Annotated in this window: 16 protein-coding genes; 5 read left to right on the top strand and 11 right to left on the bottom strand. The window is 45.9% G+C overall.

Annotated elements, in window-relative coordinates; genetic code table 11:
• Together ACLGGO_RS10010 and ACLGGO_RS10005 are read right to left on the bottom strand one after the other, a co-directional pair.
• The gene (locus tag ACLGGO_RS10010; protein WP_446336765.1) at positions 1-1,446 is read right to left on the bottom strand and encodes a cation:proton antiporter; all 1,446 of its coding nucleotides are present in this window, start codon (positions 1,444-1,446) and stop codon (positions 1-3) included.
• A gap of 123 nt (positions 1,447-1,569) precedes the next feature.
• Positions 1,570-2,796, bottom strand: a complete 1,227-nt coding sequence (locus ACLGGO_RS10005; RefSeq protein ID WP_446419205.1) for an RNA-guided endonuclease InsQ/TnpB family protein — start codon at positions 2,794-2,796, stop codon at positions 1,570-1,572.
• A 271-nt stretch (positions 2,797-3,067) separates the two neighbouring features.
• Here ACLGGO_RS10005 and ACLGGO_RS10000 point away from each other — a divergent pair, with 271 nt between their 5' ends.
• The 3 genes from ACLGGO_RS10000 to ACLGGO_RS09990 all read left to right on the top strand — a co-directional run bounded on the left by ACLGGO_RS10000 (position 3,068) and on the right by ACLGGO_RS09990 (position 5,068).
• A complete protein-coding gene (locus ACLGGO_RS10000; protein ID WP_446336763.1) occupies positions 3,068-3,229 on the top strand; it encodes a hypothetical protein in 162 nt (53 codons plus the stop codon).
• Positions 3,226-4,335, top strand: coding sequence for an AAA family ATPase (locus tag ACLGGO_RS09995; RefSeq protein ID WP_446419204.1), 1,110 nt, complete (start codon positions 3,226-3,228; stop codon positions 4,333-4,335). Before ACLGGO_RS10000 ends, ACLGGO_RS09995 begins: the two co-directional genes overlap by 4 nt.
• Before the next feature lie 214 nt (positions 4,336-4,549).
• On the top strand, positions 4,550-5,068 hold the full coding sequence (locus ACLGGO_RS09990; RefSeq protein ID WP_446419203.1) for a DUF29 family protein: 519 nt from the start codon (positions 4,550-4,552) through the stop codon (positions 5,066-5,068).
• Positions 5,069-5,179: 111 nt separating this feature from the next.
• Here ACLGGO_RS09990 and ACLGGO_RS09985 read toward each other — a convergent pair whose 3' ends face one another.
• The 4 genes from ACLGGO_RS09985 to dnaK all read right to left on the bottom strand — a co-directional run bounded on the left by ACLGGO_RS09985 (position 5,180) and on the right by dnaK (position 10,042).
• Complete coding sequence (locus ACLGGO_RS09985; protein ID WP_446419202.1) at positions 5,180-6,523, bottom strand: GUN4 domain-containing protein; 1,344 nt, start codon at positions 6,521-6,523, stop codon at positions 5,180-5,182.
• 185 nt (positions 6,524-6,708) lie between these two features.
• Positions 6,709-7,704, bottom strand: coding sequence for a DnaJ C-terminal domain-containing protein (locus ACLGGO_RS09980; protein WP_446336761.1), 996 nt, complete (start codon positions 7,702-7,704; stop codon positions 6,709-6,711).
• 76 nt (positions 7,705-7,780) lie between these two features.
• Positions 7,781-7,945 carry a hypothetical protein gene (locus ACLGGO_RS09975; protein WP_446419201.1) on the bottom strand — a complete coding sequence of 55 codons (165 nt, stop codon included), beginning with the start codon at positions 7,943-7,945 and terminating at the stop codon, positions 7,781-7,783.
• Positions 7,946-7,963: 18 nt separating this feature from the next.
• Positions 7,964-10,042 (bottom strand): molecular chaperone DnaK, encoded by a 2,079-nt coding sequence (gene dnaK / locus ACLGGO_RS09970; RefSeq protein ID WP_446336760.1) that lies wholly within the window; start codon positions 10,040-10,042, stop codon positions 7,964-7,966.
• 428 nt (positions 10,043-10,470) lie between these two features.
• Between dnaK and ACLGGO_RS09965 the strand changes: the two genes are divergently transcribed.
• Complete coding sequence (locus ACLGGO_RS09965; protein ID WP_446419200.1) at positions 10,471-11,031, top strand: Uma2 family endonuclease; 561 nt, start codon at positions 10,471-10,473, stop codon at positions 11,029-11,031.
• Between the two features lie 94 nt (positions 11,032-11,125).
• Here ACLGGO_RS09965 and ACLGGO_RS09960 read toward each other — a convergent pair whose 3' ends face one another.
• On the bottom strand, positions 11,126-11,743 hold the full coding sequence (locus ACLGGO_RS09960; RefSeq protein WP_446419199.1) for a Uma2 family endonuclease: 618 nt from the start codon (positions 11,741-11,743) through the stop codon (positions 11,126-11,128).
• A 456-nt stretch (positions 11,744-12,199) separates the two neighbouring features.
• A complete protein-coding gene (locus ACLGGO_RS09955) occupies positions 12,200-13,822 on the bottom strand; it encodes a dolichyl-phosphate-mannose--protein mannosyltransferase (protein WP_446419198.1) in 1,623 nt (540 codons plus the stop codon).
• Positions 13,823-13,981: 159 nt separating this feature from the next.
• Between ACLGGO_RS09955 and ACLGGO_RS09950 the strand changes: the two genes are divergently transcribed.
• Entirely contained in the window at positions 13,982-15,325 is a 1,344-nt protein-coding gene (locus tag ACLGGO_RS09950; RefSeq protein ID WP_446419197.1) for an NCS2 family permease, read from the top strand.
• A 96-nt stretch (positions 15,326-15,421) separates the two neighbouring features.
• On the opposite strand, the gene ACLGGO_RS09945 is transcribed toward ACLGGO_RS09950, so the two are convergent.
• From ACLGGO_RS09945 to ACLGGO_RS09935, 3 genes are all read right to left on the bottom strand, one after another.
• Positions 15,422-16,000 (bottom strand): YdcF family protein, encoded by a 579-nt coding sequence (locus tag ACLGGO_RS09945; protein ID WP_446419196.1) that lies wholly within the window; start codon positions 15,998-16,000, stop codon positions 15,422-15,424.
• 92 nt (positions 16,001-16,092) lie between these two features.
• The gene (locus tag ACLGGO_RS09940) at positions 16,093-17,325 is read right to left on the bottom strand and encodes a glycosyltransferase (protein WP_446419195.1); all 1,233 of its coding nucleotides are present in this window, start codon (positions 17,323-17,325) and stop codon (positions 16,093-16,095) included.
• 30 nt (positions 17,326-17,355) lie between these two features.
• Positions 17,356-18,534 carry a glycosyltransferase family 4 protein gene (locus ACLGGO_RS09935; protein ID WP_446419194.1) on the bottom strand — a complete coding sequence of 393 codons (1,179 nt, stop codon included), beginning with the start codon at positions 18,532-18,534 and terminating at the stop codon, positions 17,356-17,358.
• Between the last annotated feature and the right edge of the window lie 47 nt (positions 18,535-18,581).

The following is an 18,581-nucleotide window of genomic DNA, read 5'->3' as shown; positions in this document are numbered from 1 at the left end:
TCATGCCAATACCATCTTGAATAGAAGAATCAACGCTAGACTCATCACTACCATCACCCCGATTAGATGCTCCAATTGCTCAAGCATACGGGGTACTTTGAGTACCACTCGTTGAAAAATTAAAACGTATGTCCACCTTCCAACGCCGATGATTGCCAGGTTTTTGGTGATATTTAACAGGGTGTATCCTTCTAAATACATCCCGCTTGCGGCAATCAGCGCACCGAGCAGTAGTAGGATTGGAGTCCAGAAACTGGCTCGAACAGGCTTCCCTTTTCCATGGGGCAGAAGGATGAATTTGGCATACACCATCGCGGTTCCCACCGCCCCCAGGTTCATGACAATCCATAGCCATTGCCAAGGTAGGACGTTTTTCAACGTTAATACCTTCGCGCCAAAGCCGACGAACAAGGGAAAACCAGAAATCGAGAGGCTAGCCATGACGAGGGCAATCCAGAGTCCGGTATTCATCGGCTGCTCTTTAAGTTCCTTAAAGTTTCGGCTGGGTAAGTTACCCGCGATCAAAAACAGCGTTGATTTCGCCAATCCATGGGCTAGGGCAAAAAAACCACCGACTTCTGGTGCAGCGAGTATCCAGCCTAATTGGGAAATGGTGCTAAACGCTAGCGTGCGCTTGGTATCTTTTTCAAAGACGGCATAACCGACTCCCAGCAGCGCGGTTCCCACGCCGAAGACTCTAACAATGGGATCAACCTCTGGCACCATCAACGCAAAGCGCACCAGGGGAAACACAGACGTTTTCACCACAACCCCCGATAGCAACGCTGACACAGGTGTCTCCGATTCCGAGTGGGTCAACGGTAACCATAATCCCGATACAAAGATACCCCCCTTACTCAGCAGTCCCAGAAAGATCAAAGCAATTGCCTCGATGGGTGCATTACTCAACCCCTCATAAGCAAAGGAATAATTTGCCTGATAAACTAAAACCGCACCTACCAGATAAAACAGCATTGCCACATTGCCGACAAACATATAACGTAAAGCCACCCAAATCGAACGATTCGTTCGGGAATAGGCAATTAACAGAAATGCGGCAATACTAATGACCTCTAACGCCACATATAAGCTGATTAAATCGGCACAGACAAAGGTGGCATTGACACTGCCATGTAAAATAATCGTCTGTGTAAAAAAGAAAGCCGTCTTATTGGTGTGCCAACAATAAAGTATAACGGCGGTTGTTACCAGAGCATTGGTCAATATAAAAAAACCGCTCAATTGGTCAGCGATTAAGGTGACGCCAAAATTATCCAATAATTGCAGGTTTATCGGCGATTTAGCCACAAATAATAACTGCAACGCATATCCAACCGAAACCAGGGCGACGCCCAGTGTGAGATATCGGTCAAGTTTGGGGAACAGATAAATGCTGAACCCCACAAACATCGGTAGTGCGATCCAGGCAATCGTTAATGTACTCATGGGGTATTGTGCTTCTTAATCTCGCTGTTCTAAGGTCTGATGATGCCGTGCTAGCGTCTTTTTTAAGATGATGCCGAAAAATCCGCACAGTATGGTGGCGAATAGGCATGTTTGTGACAGCTCCTACACCGACTCTTTGAGTACGGTGTAGGCTTCCAAACCAATCCGGCTATTGCTTAGGAGGCGTTTGGCTTTAAGGACGGTCTGCCCAGCCGCCCTGTTTTTTATATTTATGGCTGCATTATGATCGCGGTCAATGCTGCACCCACAGTGAGGACAGTCATGCCAACGAATATGCACCTTTTTGGGTACTTTCTCACCGCAATTGGAGCAATCTTGTGAGGTATTGTGAGCGCTTACTGGTACAACCAACAAACCAGCATTTTCGGCTTTGTTTGTCAGTATCGACAGAAAGCTTGACCACCCAGCATCCAACACAGACTTAGCCAACTTTGTACGAGCAAGTCCTTTGACGTTCAGGTCTTCGTGAGCGATTACGTCATATTTTGATAACAGCCATTTCGCTGTTTTGAAGTGAAAATCCTTGCGCTTGTCTGCAACTGTTTTATGTTGTTTTCCTAGTTGTTTAATGGCTTTAAGTCTGCCGTTACTTCCTTTTTTCCTGCGTGATACCCGTTTCTGGATAACTCGTAGGCGTTTTTGAGTTTTACGATAATGTTGTGGAATGGTAACGGTTTCGCCATCGGAAGTTGTCAAAAACTCCTTTAAACCCATATCAACCCCAGCGATTTTATCCGGGTTGAAATCTGGCTTGATTTCAGGAACAGTTTTGTCTTCCAGGGATAACGTCAAGTAATAGCCATCCGCTTTCTTTGTAACAGATGCTGTTTTGATTTTGAAGCCATCAGGAATAGGACGATGCAGGAAAACTTTGACTTTGCCAAACATCGGCAAGTTTATCAAGCTCCCCTGCAAACATCCATCCTTCATTTGGGGATAGGTGAAGGTACGGTAGCGACTCCGAGACTTGAACCTTGGCTTACCGCTACGTTTGCCATTACAGTCACCTTTAAGAAAGCGGTCAAACGTTGCCTTGACTCGCTTGACTACATCCTGAAGAACTTGAGAATATATCTCGCCGTACCAAGGATGTGTTTTCTTGAGCTTAGGTAATGTTTTCTTTTGAGAGTAATAGTCAGGATTGTCCCGAAACTCTGGCAGGCGACAAACAAGAGGACAAGCATTGACTGGAGAGCGGTTTTGCTCCCACCAATTAAACCTATCACCCAACAAGTAATTGTACTGACTACAAAGCATAGACAACCATCTATCTATTTTGACAGCCTGCTGTTTTGTTGGGCGCAATCGGTACTGGTACGCAGTTCTCATTTGTTTTCCTCCTGTTTATCGACCTATCCTACGTTGACCCCGCAATTCATCTCGACGCTGACTCTACTCCTTCGGAGAAGGCTTCGCCAACGAGTACAGCGCGAGGCTTCTTGCGGAACAAGCTAACACGGCTATGCTGTCTTGGAAAAAGGTGCTAAAACATATATAGCACGTTTTAATAGTGCTAAAAAAGGCTGACACTATTGAAAAGTGTCAATACAGACGATAGACTCATACCACACCAATGGGTTGGTTTGAGCTTGGGAGCGACATGATAAAACATGCAATAGCCGGATTAGAGAACCGATTCGTGGCAAATCAATACTTAACCTCAGCCCTGAGTCGCCTGCCAATACCGTGGGCGGCTGCCGAAGGAGTGAAGGCGTACCGTCGGAACCTGTCTACTCTTGCGATCAGGATACTAAAACCGTGACCATTTTGGATGTATCAACACCGTTTCAGTTGGTTGGACGGCAAGCGCAATTCCAGCGAATCACCCAGGTTTTAGCCCATGACGGCAACCTGCTGATTGTGGGAGTACCGGGAAGCGGACGTCGGAGTCTGGTACGGCGGGCGGCTCGGGAAGTTGGCGTGAAAATCTTGGAAGTTGACTGTATCCGGGTGACTGATGGTCAGCGCTTCGTGCAATTGCTGTGCGAGAGCATCAATCAGACGTTTCCCAGTGCAACAGCTCACGCTCTCATGCAAGAGTGGATTGAACACAAGGCGGTTGAATTATTTGTCCTCCATGATAACGGACGAGGTAGAGCACAGCTCAAACCAATTCGGGTAAAAAGTCAAGAGCAGCAATGGAAAGCATTTGAGGGATTACTGGATTTCCTACAAGAATTAGCCGAATCTACAGGTGAACGGGTAGTGTTAATTTTGGAAAGCTTCCCCCACATTCGCTCTTGGGATCGTCATGGGGTGTGGGAAAATTTTTTGAAGCAAGAGATCGAGCGTCAGACTCAGGTGAGTTATGTATTGGTGGCAACGATCGCAGAAATTAGCATTCATCCTGATGAACCGGGGAATAGTTTAGAAATCGTGCAGCTTGCTCCCTTAGCGGATGATGTGGTGGCGGCTTGGGCGCAAGAAGTCCTGCATGTAGAAGGGCTAACATTCGATCCGCGATCGCAAGCCTTGGAATTGTTTGTCAATGCGGTACAGGGGCATTTAGGCGATGCTTCCGCACTGGTGCGACGCCTCCAGTCGGTGCGGGTGGCTGACGGGTTAATTCGCGATCGCCACATCCAGCAGGCAATTCAAGATCTATTATCTGACCTATCCATGGTTTTCGAGTCATTACTGATGCTGCTTCCGGCGAATCAGGCGCATCTGTTGGAGTCTTTGGCGTTAGATCCGACTGACAAGCCGCAAAGTCGCGATTATATTCACAAACATTACCTATCCAGAGGGGGGAGTCTCCAAGGCGCGATCGCGGGATTACAACACAAAGGCTTGATTTATGGCTCCGAGCAAAATTATCGACTGGCTCTGCCTCTGTTGGCATTGTGGCTACGCCAGCGCTTGAGTTAATCCTTTTCTGGAGCTAGATCAGGGCACGATAGTATCGTGCCCCTACCCAATCAATTATCTCTGCCTTGGGTTGAAACTGTTGCTGCCCGATTGGATAAGAGTTTTAGTCCATTTTAATGGACTTGAGCTATTAGCCCGGAGTTTGAACTCCGGGCAGGTGTAGGGACTGAATGCTATATTCAGCGTATCAGTGCCTATCTTTTAAGGTGGGATTATGACTCAAGAACTAATTGACCTAAGAAATAGCATCGTAGAAGGACGGTATACAGATGCTTTGGTGATTGTGGATGAATTAGAGGGGATGAGTAAACAAGCAATCCTCCGTAATATTGAATCGTTTCTCGTCAGGTTGTTGCTTCAGTTGATTAAAAACCAAATTGAGCAGCGTTTAACCAATTCCTGGGTGGCTTCAATTTCCGATTCTCTTCGACAAATTCAAAAATTAAATCTCAAAGCGAATAAAACATCTTACTACATCAAACAAGATGAATGGGAGCCTTTTTTAGAAGAGGCAATTGAGGCGGCAATTCGTCCGGCGAGTGTGGAAGTTATGGAGGGTGCTTATAATTCCTTTCAACTCTCAGAATTGGTGGATAGAACACAGATAGTTATCACGGCTCAGAGATTGCTCGATTTAACGTATGAACATTCAGCAAAGACGTTGCCAGCAATTATTGATGAGAATTTAGTTCAGCTACCAGGTGGAGAAGAGTGGAAAGAGGGGAGGCGATAAAAGTTGCTCTCTTTGTTCTTCTAATTGGTTGATTTTCCTAATCTTACTAAAGTTGGAACTTGTTGTGTTAGAAGTGTGCAGCTTTAAGGTGCTTGATAAGAGCCTCTATGATTATTGAATGTTACACTTTTCAAGTTTTGTCACAAAAGAATCGATTCGGCTCAGCTCGCCATCCCAATACGCACCAAACCAGCCAGATTTCCATACAAAACCCAATACTTCCAAATACTCCGGTAAGTGTCCTTGGGGGGCATTGAGACTGAAGGTAAATTGAGCATATTTGATCCATGAGTTATTCTTACGCCATCCAACATCATTGCCAAATTTATTCACATTACCATCCACACTTTCCCAGATGCGCTTTTGGACACTAAAACCAAAGTGACCATTGCTATATTTAACCCAGAGTTGGTCAATTATACGGAGATCTTCGCAGGGAATTCTGGCAATAGATTCAGAATCAAGCCAGCGCCCTTTTCTAGAACAGGCTATCGAAAGCAGAACGTTGCTAGTTTCCAGATTAGCCCCTATCCAATTTTCAGCAGCTAGAAAATCCCGTAGTTTAGTGTAATTAACCCCCAGTAGGGAGATTAATTTAAGCGAGGAAGTTTGTGTTGATGATGGCGCAGAAGTGATGGAAACAGTTTCCATGCCTAATAATTCCATCCACTCTTGCATTGTCTGGGGACGATTCTCTGGCTTGATCTCCATCCCCTTGAGAATCGCCTGATTCACCCTGTTGCTGATGTTAGGATTAATTTCCTTTGGTTCCAAAAACGACATACTAATAGCCCTGAGTGGAGCAAGCGTTGGCACTTCTTCAGTTAACAGCGAATACAGTGTCGCGGCTAAAGCATAAACATCAGTGTAAGCACCCCGTTTTGCTCGTTTGTCATACTGCTCAATTGGTGCAAAGCCATCGGACAGCATTTGCGTATGAGTCTGAGTTAAATTTGGGGTAAACTCACGGGCAATGCCAAAATCAATCAACACTGCTTCTGATTTACCAGAGCGCAACATGATGTTTTGCGGTTTTACATCTCGGTGCAACAAGCCGTTATTATGAACAACCGTTAGCGCCTCACCCATCTGTTGAATGTAGCGTAAGGCTTCAACTTCTTGTAAAGCGCCCTTGTTCTCAATTCGACTAGCTAAATCTTCCCCATCAATGTATTCCATCACTATGCACCACAGTTGCCCCTCTTGGATGACTTCATCAACTCGCACAATATGGGGATGCGAGCATTTAGCTAACCGTAGCGCCTCATTCAGGAAATCTTGCTGAAATTTGGCAAAGTCGGGGCGGCTTTGTACTGTTTCATTCAGGGTTTTGATAACAACTTTTCGCCCATTGTTATCTCTGGCGCGATAGGTTACACAAAAGCCACCTTCACCTAGTTTTTGCTCAATCGTGTACTTCCCGCCCTGCAACCTCTGTCCTGATGCCCAAGCCATAACTCATGAATGTGAGACACTTGCCTTGATTTTGGCACAGCTTCGAGTTGGTGGATAGAGAGTTATTGGAGGTTGGGTAGAGCGTAAGCCTTACTCAACGCCATCGTTAACCTGTTGGGTTTCGTTCCTCAACCCAACCTACTTGCGGTGACGCGATCGCTCTCCCTTCATCCTCTACCTTTCCCTCAAATCGGCAAATCCCGCCGAGGATTAAACCGTTCAATTTCTAACAATTTCTGATACAGTTCTCGCGCTTCGGGACTTGGCGTTTTTGACACCACAATTTGAATCTCGACTAACTGATCGCCCCGTTCCCCTTCTATCGGATACCCCTTATTCGCTAGACGTAATCGTTGACCTGACTGCACCCCCGCCGGAATATTCATTTTCACCCGCCCATCTAGAGTCGGTACTTCTACAGGAGTTCCTAATACCGCTTCGGCTGCTGTCACCGGTAACTGGCAAATAATATCTGACCCTCTCAGCTTAAAAAATGGATGCGGCGAAACCGTAATAATTAAAAATAAATCCCCACCAGCGATTCCTTGACCCTTGAGGCGAACTCGCTGATTTGTGACCATATTTCCGGGTAATTCAACTTCTAAAGATCGACCATCTTCGAGGCGAATTCGCTCAATTCCCCCGGTATAGGCTTTTTCTAAGGGCAATGTTAATCGCGCCTCTACATCTTTAGGCTGGGCGCTAGGATTAACTCGATAAGCGGTTTTCCGGGTTCCTGGGCGAAACGGATCGGAGGACTCAACTCGCCCCCCTGTCCGTTCCGTTCCCATACCGGGACGAGGAGGACGGCGTCCGAGGAGTTGCTCAACAAAGCTGTTAAAATCGCCAAACTCACTATAGTCCACCTCTTGGCTAGAAGTCCGCCCCCGACCATTGCGGGAGAAGGTGGTTTTCACAGGATTGGTTTTCGCCGCCTTACGGGTAAATCCTTTCTTCTTAAAGAAGTTGCCAACCTGATCATACTGCGATCGCCGACTGGGATCAGACAGGACTTCGTTGGCTTCGTTAATATCCTTAAACCGTTCCTCAGCCTCTTTATCCCCTGGATTCACATCCGGGTGATATTTACGGGCGAGTCGCCGAAATGCCTTTTTTATCTCATCACTGGATGCATCGGGGGGAACTCCTAAAATCTCGTAATAATTCCGAAAGTTTTGCATTGTCAGTCATTTGTTTATGTAATTCGTCATTCGTCATTCGTCATTCGTTATTTGTAGGGGCGAAGCATTTGGGGGGCTATCTGATGATACTTGTCCAAAATATTATACCCAAATGCTTCGCCCAACTCCGGTGATATCGTTGATGAATAAAACGGATCAAATCGGGGCGGGTGCGAGTTAAGTTAAGGGTTTTCTCTGAAATGTTATCGGTAAAACCCGCCCCTACACCCAGAGGTGCCATGCTACGCCTTTATACTATTTAAAACCAATCATCATCTTCTTCATCCCAATCATTTTCTAAGGGGGCGGAACGGACATCGCGACGGGAATAGGTTTTCTCTCTATCTCTATCACGATCGCGATCGCGTCGGCGACTGGATCGACCTGTCCCTACACCATAATCATAAGGTTCACGGGATTCACGGGGTTCACGCCGTTTGGGTTCCCAATAGGCGTCCTCTTCGTCTTCTCCAGTAAAGACACGACGAATTGAGCCAAAAAAGTCATCATCCTCATCTTCGGCGTAAGCTAACCTTACCTCCCGTTTGAGTTCATAGATAGTATCTTGTAAATCCGATTGCGCCCGGTCAATCCCCCGGTCATCATTTTGCGCGATCGCGTCTCGTAGTTCCAGCACCAACGCTTCAATCCGCCGCCGATACGCACTGGCAAATTGGGTGCCAAAATCCAGCGTAACTTCCTTGAGTTGACGTTCCGCATCCGTCGCCATGGTTTCGGCGCGATTGCGCTTCTCGACTCGTTCCCGACGTTGACGATCTAATTGGGCATTTTCCTCGGCGTCGCGAATCATCTGTTGCACTTGGGACTCATTTAAGGTCGATGCACCTTGGATTGTCACACTTTGCTCTCGCCCGGTGGTTTTATCTAGGGCGGTTACCTGTAAAATCCCATTAGCGTCAATATCAAACGCTACTTGCACTTGGGGAATGCCTCGAGGCGCAGGCGGAATTCCGGTCAGCTTAAATCGTCCCAGGGATTTATTATCACTTGCCATTTCCCGTTCCCCTTGCAGGACATGAATTTCTACGAGGGTTTGATTATTTTCACTCGTAGAAAAGATATCCGATCGCCGCACGGGGATAGTCGTATTCCGGGGGATCAGCTTTTTCATCACCCCACCAATGGTTTCTAATCCCATCGATAACGGCGTCACATCCAGCAACAGCACATCCTTAACTTCATTACTCAGGATACCCGCTTGAATTGCCGCCCCAACCGCCACCACTTCATCGGGATTCACATTTTGATTCGGTTCTTTATCAATTAAACTCCGAACCAATTGCTGAACTAAGGGAATGCGAGTCGAACCCCCAACCAAAACCACCTCATCAATTTGCACAGGCGTCAATCCCGCATCTTTGAAGGCGCGTTTTAGGGGACGACGTAAACGACTGACTAATTCCCCACACAATCCCTCAAACTGGGGACGAGTCAGTCTGGTTTCCAGATGCTTAGGTCCATCTGCGGTGGCGGTAATAAAGGGTAAATTAATCTCCGTCACCCCCACCCCGGAAAGCTCAATCTTGGCTTTTTCAGCGGCTTCCATCAATCGCTGTAAGGCTTGGCGATCGCGGCGTAAATCCACTCCTTCGGTTTCGAGGAACTGTTCGGCTAGCCAATCCACGATTTTGCGGTCAAAATCATTTCCCCCCAATTGGGTATCCCCACTGGTGGATTTAACCTCAAATACACCCTCCCCCACATCTAGAATCGAGACATCAAACGTACCACCGCCCAAATCAAAGACTAAAATAGTCTGACTGTCTTGGCGATCTAACCCATACGCCAAAGATGCGGCTGTCGGTTCATTGAGAATTCGCAACACCTCCAAACCCGCAATCCGCCCAGCATCTCGCGTCGCCTGTCGTTGAGAATCATTAAAATAGGCGGGAACCGTAATCACCGCCCCCGTCACCTCTTCACCCAGATAGCGAGTCGCCTCATCCGCCAACTTCCGCAGTACCATCGCTGAAATTTCTTCCGGGAAAAATTCCTGCTTCAGGCGGGGACAGCGAATTTTAATCGCGTCTTCTGGATCACGGCGAATTGTATAGGGGACGCGCTTTGACTCAGGATTGAGTTCGCTATATCGACGCCCCACAAATCGCTTAATCCCATAAAACGTATTTTGGGGATTCAGAACCCCTTGGCGACGTGCCATTTGTCCGACTAAGCGTTCCCCTTCCTTGCTAAACGCCACCACAGAAGGGGTTGTCCGCATACCTTCTGCATTAGCAATGACAACCGGCTTGCCACCCTCCATGACGGCTACCACAGAGTTTGTTGTCCCTAGGTCAATGCCGACTACCTTGCCCATGCGTAATTTTGTCTCCTCTCGCTGTTAATGCCAAATCGCTGAATACAATAACTTTAGAGATTTTAGTAGATAGTTGACCAGAGGCAGTGCGATCGCTGGTCATTTCACCTATTCTATCGTGAGAAACAGGGGGAGCGGAGGGGTTCCAGGTGCAGGGGGAGCAATGTTCCAGACACGATGCAAGAAGCCTCTGGAAGCAGAGGGGAAACTTGTAGAGACTCTTCCGGTGGAACGTCTAGGATCGTGGGTTGGGTTCGTAGTAGGGGATGCGAGCCCCTAATTTTATAAGTTTTCTGGGTATAAGGCTAATCCACTAAATTAGGTGTGCCAAGCCACTACGATAGGTTTATCGTACCAAGGCGCGATCGCGTCGCTTTGTAACTAGAATTGAGTCTATAACTTGCCGTCTCACCTTGCAGGCGATCCAAATGGTACAAGCACTCTCCAAACCACTAACATTGCCAGAATTTCTGCAACAACCAGAAACCAAACCCGCCAGTGAATATATCAATGGAGAAATCATACAAAAGCCCACGCCAAAGGGACGACATAGCCGCTTGCAAGGAAAACTCTGCGCCACTATCAATCAAGTTGCAGAGGAGACAAAAATTGCCTATGCCTTCCCAGAATTAAGATGTAGTTTTGGTGTACGATCCATCGTCCCCGATGTGGCAGTTTTTCAGTGGGAACGTATTCCCTTCACTGTTGAGGGTAACGTACCAGATAACTTTGACCTTCCGCCCGATTGGACGATAGAAATTCTTTCCCCCGAACAACGACCCAACAAAGTGTTAGGCAATATTCTCTATTGCCTAGAACATGGCAGTCGCCTAGGCTGGTTTATTGACCCAGACGATCTCAGCATTTTGTGTCTACAACTGCAGCAGCAACCTGTGTTATTTCAGGGCGAACAAGTCCTGCCAGTTTTGGGCGATATAAAATTATCTCTTAGCGTCAACCAAGTCTTTGACTGGTTGAAAATGGGGTAACCAAACCCATAAAAAAAGCTCTCTGTTTACTCCACGCCCTTTTAAGCTGTTCGGCATTTAAAGCTTAATGTCAACAATGGTGAAATCCTTTGGCTCATTCACCTGGATGGAAAATCTGGTTGACCGTTAATTCCCATTCTGGGAATGTGGGAAAAATGATACGCTCATTGCCACGAAACTGCTGTAATTCGTATTCCTCATCCACCATGGTGCAAATTGTGAACGTTGGCTGCTTGGGTGAGCCAATGTAACGCCGCCCACCTATGCCAAGATAATCTAGAATCCAATATTCACCAATGCCAATACTCTCGTAGTCAGTCATTTTGAGGGCATAATCATCACGCCAATTCGTGGAAACCACCTCGACTACGAGTTTCACCGATTCCCCATGCTCAATCACTGATGAACTTTCCCAACGGGATTCATTCGCTAAGTTTGGTCGATTCACCACCGCGACATCAGGTTCATAGCCAGTATCCTCCGAAATTTTGATCATGCATTCTCTAGGAATAAAGAAAGGAACTTGCTTATCGTCAATCACGGTATTCAACTTTTTAATCACAAATCCTGCAATCTCCGAATGCTTCCCTCTCGGTTTTGGCATCTCGACAATCACCCCGCGTCTCAATTCATAGCGGTTCTCTGAAATCTGTGGATACCAATCCAGGAATTGATCGATTGAGACTGGTGTTTTATCAATCACTGCAATCATGGCGATCGCTTCTCCTTTGGTTCCATGAGAGTCACCTCCATTACAGTGTATATGATGGAACCCACATTCCACACTTCAATGTAACCTCGTGGGTTGGGTCTTTGGAACGAAACCCAACATGAATACTTAGGAAGCCTTCATGGTTAGAACTAACAACGCTTCAAATTGTGGCAATGACACAAGGGCAATAGCACACCTAAATGTAGGGAAACTTAGGGGCGCCAGCCTTGCAGCATCACCGAATCATAGAGGGCGACCAGACCAAATTGAGACGACGAGAGTTGTTCATTTATACAAGCGGATCGCACCTACAAGCGCCAATATTACCAATGATATCATATCCTGACGATTGCCCCTAATTGCAATGCTTTAATATTAAGGATTTCAGGGGTTTTTATTAGGGGTGTTTGACCGGACATGATATGAACAATGACCAATGACCAATGACAAAATAATCTAAATCCAAGAACGGAACCACATTCGCAGTTGATGACCCCCAGTAGATAGAGGTAAACCTAAATAAATCGGTAACCAAAAGACAAATGCCAACAGAATTAAACTGATAACCGTTATTGCCGCGATTTGCCAAGACTCTTGCTCCCGATGTAGCCAACGGTCAACCAACCAAGCTAACCCTAACCCAGAAAACACAGAAGCGCCCATATAGTGGTATAAAAATGTACAGCGACTGACCCCAACCCAAGGTAATAACTGAGCCAGCCAGTTAAGCCCTAAATAGAGACTAATATAATTCACCGTTGTAGGTGGAAAATATCCCCGCATTCCTGACCAAAGACGCTGTAGCAACAGCAACAGTAACAATAAAATTGCTGCTGTTGATAGCCACCAAAGGATAGGATTTCCCATAGCATGGACATCATAAATCACCTGACCATATCCCTTGGGTAACGGAGGGTAAGCCGGGACTTGTTCGCGGGTACTCTGGGCAGTTTGGTAAAAGTAAGCCACAGGTCGCAGCATAATCAGCCAAGTGTACCATTTAGAACAGTAGGGATGAACCTCTGGTCCGCTGCCAATTTTTTCGTGAAAGGTCAAAATTCTATAGTGGGCGTCCCAAAATCCGGGTTGGGGATTCATGATTAGGTGGGGAATCCAGAGTAAGCTATAGGTTAACGCTGGAATTAGGGCAAAATTGACTAAAAACTGAATCCCGTTTAATTGAGTTAGATTAACTAAAGAAGTTTTGCCCCAATGCTTGGCTCTGAGGGCACTGGGTTTTGATCCAACGATTGGCTCTGAGGAAACCAGGTTTTGACCTAACGCTTGGCTCTGAGGGAACCGGGTTTTAAATGTAGAGACGTGCCATGGCGCGTCTGTAGAATCAGATTTTACCATGAGCATTTTTTGAGACTCTGATGTTACTAAACCCGCCCCAAGCGACGTTTTTTTTGAATCACCTCTCCACTGAAGCAACCAAGCCATTCCCCAAAGAAGATAAACTCCGAATAAAAACCATAAACCATTCCATTTAATACAAGCAGATGCGCCAAAAAAAGCACCCGATAATGCCATAGTAGTCCAGCGTTTTGACTGGGGTTGACTGAGTGCGATTAACAAACATAAATTCCCAAATAATCCCAAAATAACCAAATAGACATTATTCAGCGCGTAGCGAGACTCAACTAAAAATAGACCATCTGCCCCGGCTAACAAGGCGGCAATTAACGCATAGCTGCGACGCCGATTAAGCTGATAAGCAATCCCGGCGACAACTAAGGGGATAAACGAACCCGTGAGCGCATTCAGCCAACGATAACTCCATGTAGATAGCAATGAACCCGCCAAACCATTCATGGGCTGCTGATCCCAGGGAAGATGAGAACCCAGCCACATCCCGATCGCGATAATATATTGACTCAATGGCGGGTGGGCATTGAAAAAGTCTGTTCCCGTTAAGTAATTATTGGCAAATTTGGCATAATATACCTCGTCAAATACCAAAGCATTAAATCGACCCAAGCCCCAAAATCGGAGAATGGCTGAGGCTAAAAAAATAGCCGCTAAGCAAACATGGAACCAATAGTTTGATAAGGTTAATGATTTGTTATTTAAAATCATATAATATCAGGTGAATCGGGTTGGCATTAGATCCCCAAATTCTTTAAGAAGTCGAGGATCGGGTGGGGAGTTGACCCCGCTTCGCTAACGCTAACATCTGCTCCATATCTCATTCTGAGAAAGGAGTAAGCTAATATTAGGGCATCTCAGGGGACAGTTATGAGTCATCATGATCCTTCTGGACAACCAAGGAGACAGTTAGGAGTTCTGGCTAAATTCTTTAAATTTGATCGATATCAAACCACGATCCGCATAGAACTATTGGCAGGGTTCACCACCTTTATGACAATGGCTTATATTTTGGTTGTGAATCCGGGCATTTTATCCGATGCCATTTTTTTACAAGCATCAGGAGATTTGTTTAATGAATTAGTCATCGCCACAGCACTTTCTGCGGCAATTGCTACCCTAGTTATGGGATTGTGGGCGAATTACCCCCTTGCCCTTGCCCCCGGTATGGGACTCAATGCCTTTTTTACCTACTCGGTGGTATTGGGATTAGGCATCGACTGGCGGATTGCCCTTTCTGCTATCTTAATCGAAGGGTTGATTTTTATTGCCCTAACTCTGTCAAATGTGCGCCATTTAATCGTCAAAGCGATTCCCGATTGTCTGAAACGGGCAACGGCGGCGGGAATTGGCTTATTTATCGCCTATATTGGCTTAAGTGGGGCGGGGATTATCGCCGCTGATGCGGTGACAAAAACGAAATTAGGGGATTTGAGTCAACCTTCGACATTAATTGCAATCGCGGGTATCCTGATTACCTCGGCATTTGTCGCCCGTCGCCTCACGGGGGCGCTGCTATGGGGGATTTTGGCAACGGCGGCGCTAGCCTGGATTCTCGGCGTGTCTCCGTTACCAGAGGGGATTGTCGGTGTTCCTGAGTTACCCGTGGATTTAATTGGGGTTGCGATCGCGGGATTGGGTAGAATCAATCAGGTGAATGGGTGGGATTTCCTGGCGGTGTTGTTTGTGTTTCTGTTTGTGGATTTATTTGACACCGTGGGTACGCTGACTGGGGTGGGGATGCAGGCGGGCTATATTGATGAAAATGGGGAATTGCCCCGGGCAAATCAAGCGTTGATGGCGGATGCAGTGGGGACAACGGTAGGGGCGGTTTTGGGTACTTCGACGGTGACGACGTATATTGAGTCGGCTGCGGGTATTGCGGAAGGGGGGCGCACGGGATTTACGGCTGTTGTTGTGGCGATTTTGTTTATTGTTTCAATATTTTTTATTCCCTTACTTTCGGGAATTCCGGCGTTTGCTACGACACCAGCGTTGGTGATTGTGGGGGTGTTGATGGCTGGGAATTTACGGGGAATTCATTGGGATGATCCCGCCGAGTCCATTCCTTCATTTTTAACAATTTTAATGATGCCGTTGACGTATTCGATCGCGGAAGGTTTGGCGATTGGATTGATTACCTACCCGTTAATTAAAGGGTTTCAGGGGAAAGGGGATTTTTGTGCTACGTTTTATCGTAATGGCGATGAATAGTGGCGGATGAGTTTAAGTAAGTTCCCCGATAAGTTGTACTTTTTTAACGCAGAGGACGCAGAGGTTAGCGCAGAGGTTCGCAGAGGTTCTCATAAATTATATAACAAAGGGCAAATGACGAAGGACAAAGGACAAATAACTAATCAATTGTGGCTTAAGTGTAGCGCCAGTATGACCTGTAATAATCCATAGTAGGGCGCGAATGCTGTCACGAAGGATACGCAGCCAGGATTCAGTGGGTTGGTTGGAGGGTACGGAGATGGGGGTGAAGGTGATGCTTTGGCTTCCGAGGACAAGAGTCGCGATCGCTTTGGCTCTGGGTATATGATAATCGGAGGTGATTAGGTAGATATGTTGGATTTTGTGGCGTTTGAAGTCAGCTACTAGGGAGGTAAAATTGGTGACGGTATCGACGGCGCGATAGTCGAGATGAACGCGCTGAATCGGAATATTAGCATTCTGGAAAATGGTATAGGTAACTTCGGGGGGTGAACCACTCGAAACCCAGATGTCTAGGGAGGGGTGAGTTTGGGCAAATTGGGCGGTGAATCGTTCGCGATCGCGCCCACCGCCTAAGGTTAGGATAGCTTGAGGGAAGGGTGATTGGTATTGTGCGATCGCCAGCCGCAGGGGAATGATACTCAGTAGAAGCAGGATCAGGGTAGCGCTGGTCAAACAGCATCTCCATTTAAATTGATGACGGCAGATTTTCACCAGAATATTTGTACTAGCGGGCTAGGGGGAAAAGTCACTGATTTGACGGCTGATCAATAATTACTGAGATGATCAGGCAAAGGTTTCCCCTCGATTATTGCAGTATAGACAGAAATCAGATTTTGAGCGATTACCTTCCAGGAATATCGATGACTCACCAAGCGCTTGCCATTCTCGCCTAGTTCATGGCATAGATGAGGGGAGTTTAGCAAAGTCGCGATCGCATCAGCAAGAGTCTCAATCTCTCCCTCTACAACTAATCCCGCTTTGGCTGCGGCAATTTCTGGTGAAATTTGTACACCGGGGGTAACAATCACGGGTAATCCAGCCGCCATGGCTTCGGCTACTGCTACTCCGAAATTTTCTGAAAAAGAAGGGAGGACAAAGATATCCGAACCTTGGAGGAGTAAATTTTTGTCTTCACCTGTGACAAAACCAGCAAATGATGTATGTTTAGCTAAACCAAGAGAGGCGACTAATTTTTTTAGATGATTTACATAGTCGGTTTCCCCTGAACCTGCCAATATCAGGTGAAAATCATAGCTTTTAACAGCGAGTTGGCTGAGGGCTTGAATTAACAAATCAGGACGCTTTTTATAGTGCAGGCGAGACAAAAATAGTACGATTGGCTTTTGATTCGGTATTCCATAAGTATGATGTAACTTATGTCTAGCTTCTGCTTCTGGACAATCAACGAATGAATTGACTCCTACTGGTACTGTAAAGGTGGGAACTTGAATTCCAAACTTATGAACATCTTTTACTTCCCCTTTGGAAGAACACTGAATAGCTGCTGCGGAATTCAGATTAGGACGCTCGATCAAGAAGGAATAGATTTGTTTTTTTAAGCGACTCTGTGCTAGTGCCCAAGGAGCTAGTTGACCCGTTGGATGAACTATATATGGAATTCCTTGTCGTCGGGCAATTATTCTAGCACAGCTAGAGGGATAAGAGAAAAGATAACGGGTTTCAATTATATCATAGTCTCTGATATGATGCCAGAGCCAACGAGTCAGTTCAGCCGAAAATATAAAAGCTTTATCCCTATTAAAATGATTTTTTTTTATCCATGGATAATATCGTGAAAAAAATCTAGTCGGAACTCCTTGATACTCAATCTTTGTATTTAATGATACGTTTAGCAGTTGCTCCGAGCCGTGATCATTGGTTGTAACAATTTGAGAATCAACTCCCAAATTGCGTAATGCTTTAACTGTTTGCAGAACAGCATGAGTAGGTCCACCACGAACTGGAGATACAGAAGAGATCACATGTAGGCTTTTCATTGCTGACGACTCTATATATATAAATTTCGCCTAGCCTAACAAAGCTGCTTTGATAGCATCTATGAGACCATCAGCAAATCTCTGTGGGCTATATTTAGCAACAAGTGCTTGGCTTAATTGTCCCATACTAGTTCTTGATAATACATCTAATTGATGTATACTGATCAAAGTTCGACTAATATCTTGACCGCTTTCCGGATCAAATAAGAGACCATTTTGATAGTCTTGGACAAGTTCATGACAAGCCCCCACTGTTCGGCTACACAAAATTGGTAGTCCGGCTGCACAAGCTTCATTCACCACTAAACCCCACTGTTCTTGTATTGCAGGATGTACAAAAGCATTAGCTAAACCATACCAGTCTACTATAGCTTTGTAGGTTACAAAACCGGACAAATGAATACAGCTATCAAGTTTATTTTTACCAATTAGATTCCGTAAAGATATTTCTTCTTGACCTTTCCCACAAATCACCAGATCCCAAGCTTTATCTTCTCCAATTTGTTGACGATAAGCCGCAAATGCTTCTACAATGCGTAACACATTTTTGCGCTTGATTAGGCGAGTTACTGTGATAAAATAAGGTTTTAAAGGAATTTGCGGCTGTCGCCGTCTTGCCCCATCTGGATCAACTCGGGCAGCATTAGCTCCTTTATTAAAATAGTCATTGTCAACTGCGTCGTAACCCAGAAAAATTTGCTCCCTTGGCATACCTAATTCGATCAAGTAGTGGCGATGTAGTTCACTACCCACAAGCGCAGCATTATATTTCTTAATATAAAGCCAAGATTTAAGTCGTTCTTTCCACCAAAGCCGTTTTTCATCATCTCTTTTGCTCTCACTCATCACGATTGATGGAATATGATTACGTTGACACCATGACAAAGCAGCACGAGAAACAGGAAATCCCCAACCGGGAATAGCCAGAATATCTGGTTTCAGAGTATCCAGACAAGAAAATAGTAAAGATACTGCTTCAGTAGACTGAGAACTACGATTTGTTAAAGCCGGGGTAGTTGCCACAGGCATGAGAGTTTGGTAAGGAAACGTAATTTCTTGCCTTATGTCACCCCAGGGATGTTCTATGGTATTGTCTGTCACTTCAACTGCAGTAAAGCGCCAACATTTTTGTTGACAAACAGTATAAGCAGCACGCAGTCGAGCCGCATGATAGCCTCCAATCGTGTGAAAAATTATAACAACATGCATAGCTGAATTTTATACAGATGCTACCCGAGTTTAGACAGGAGTTTTCA

The organism is Coleofasciculus sp. (assembly GCF_046565525.1).
Taxonomy (GTDB): Bacteria; Cyanobacteriota; Cyanobacteriia; order Cyanobacteriales; family Coleofasciculaceae; genus Coleofasciculus.
Note: the sequence above shows the minus strand (reverse complement) of the source record. Positions and strands in the feature narration are given on the sequence as shown.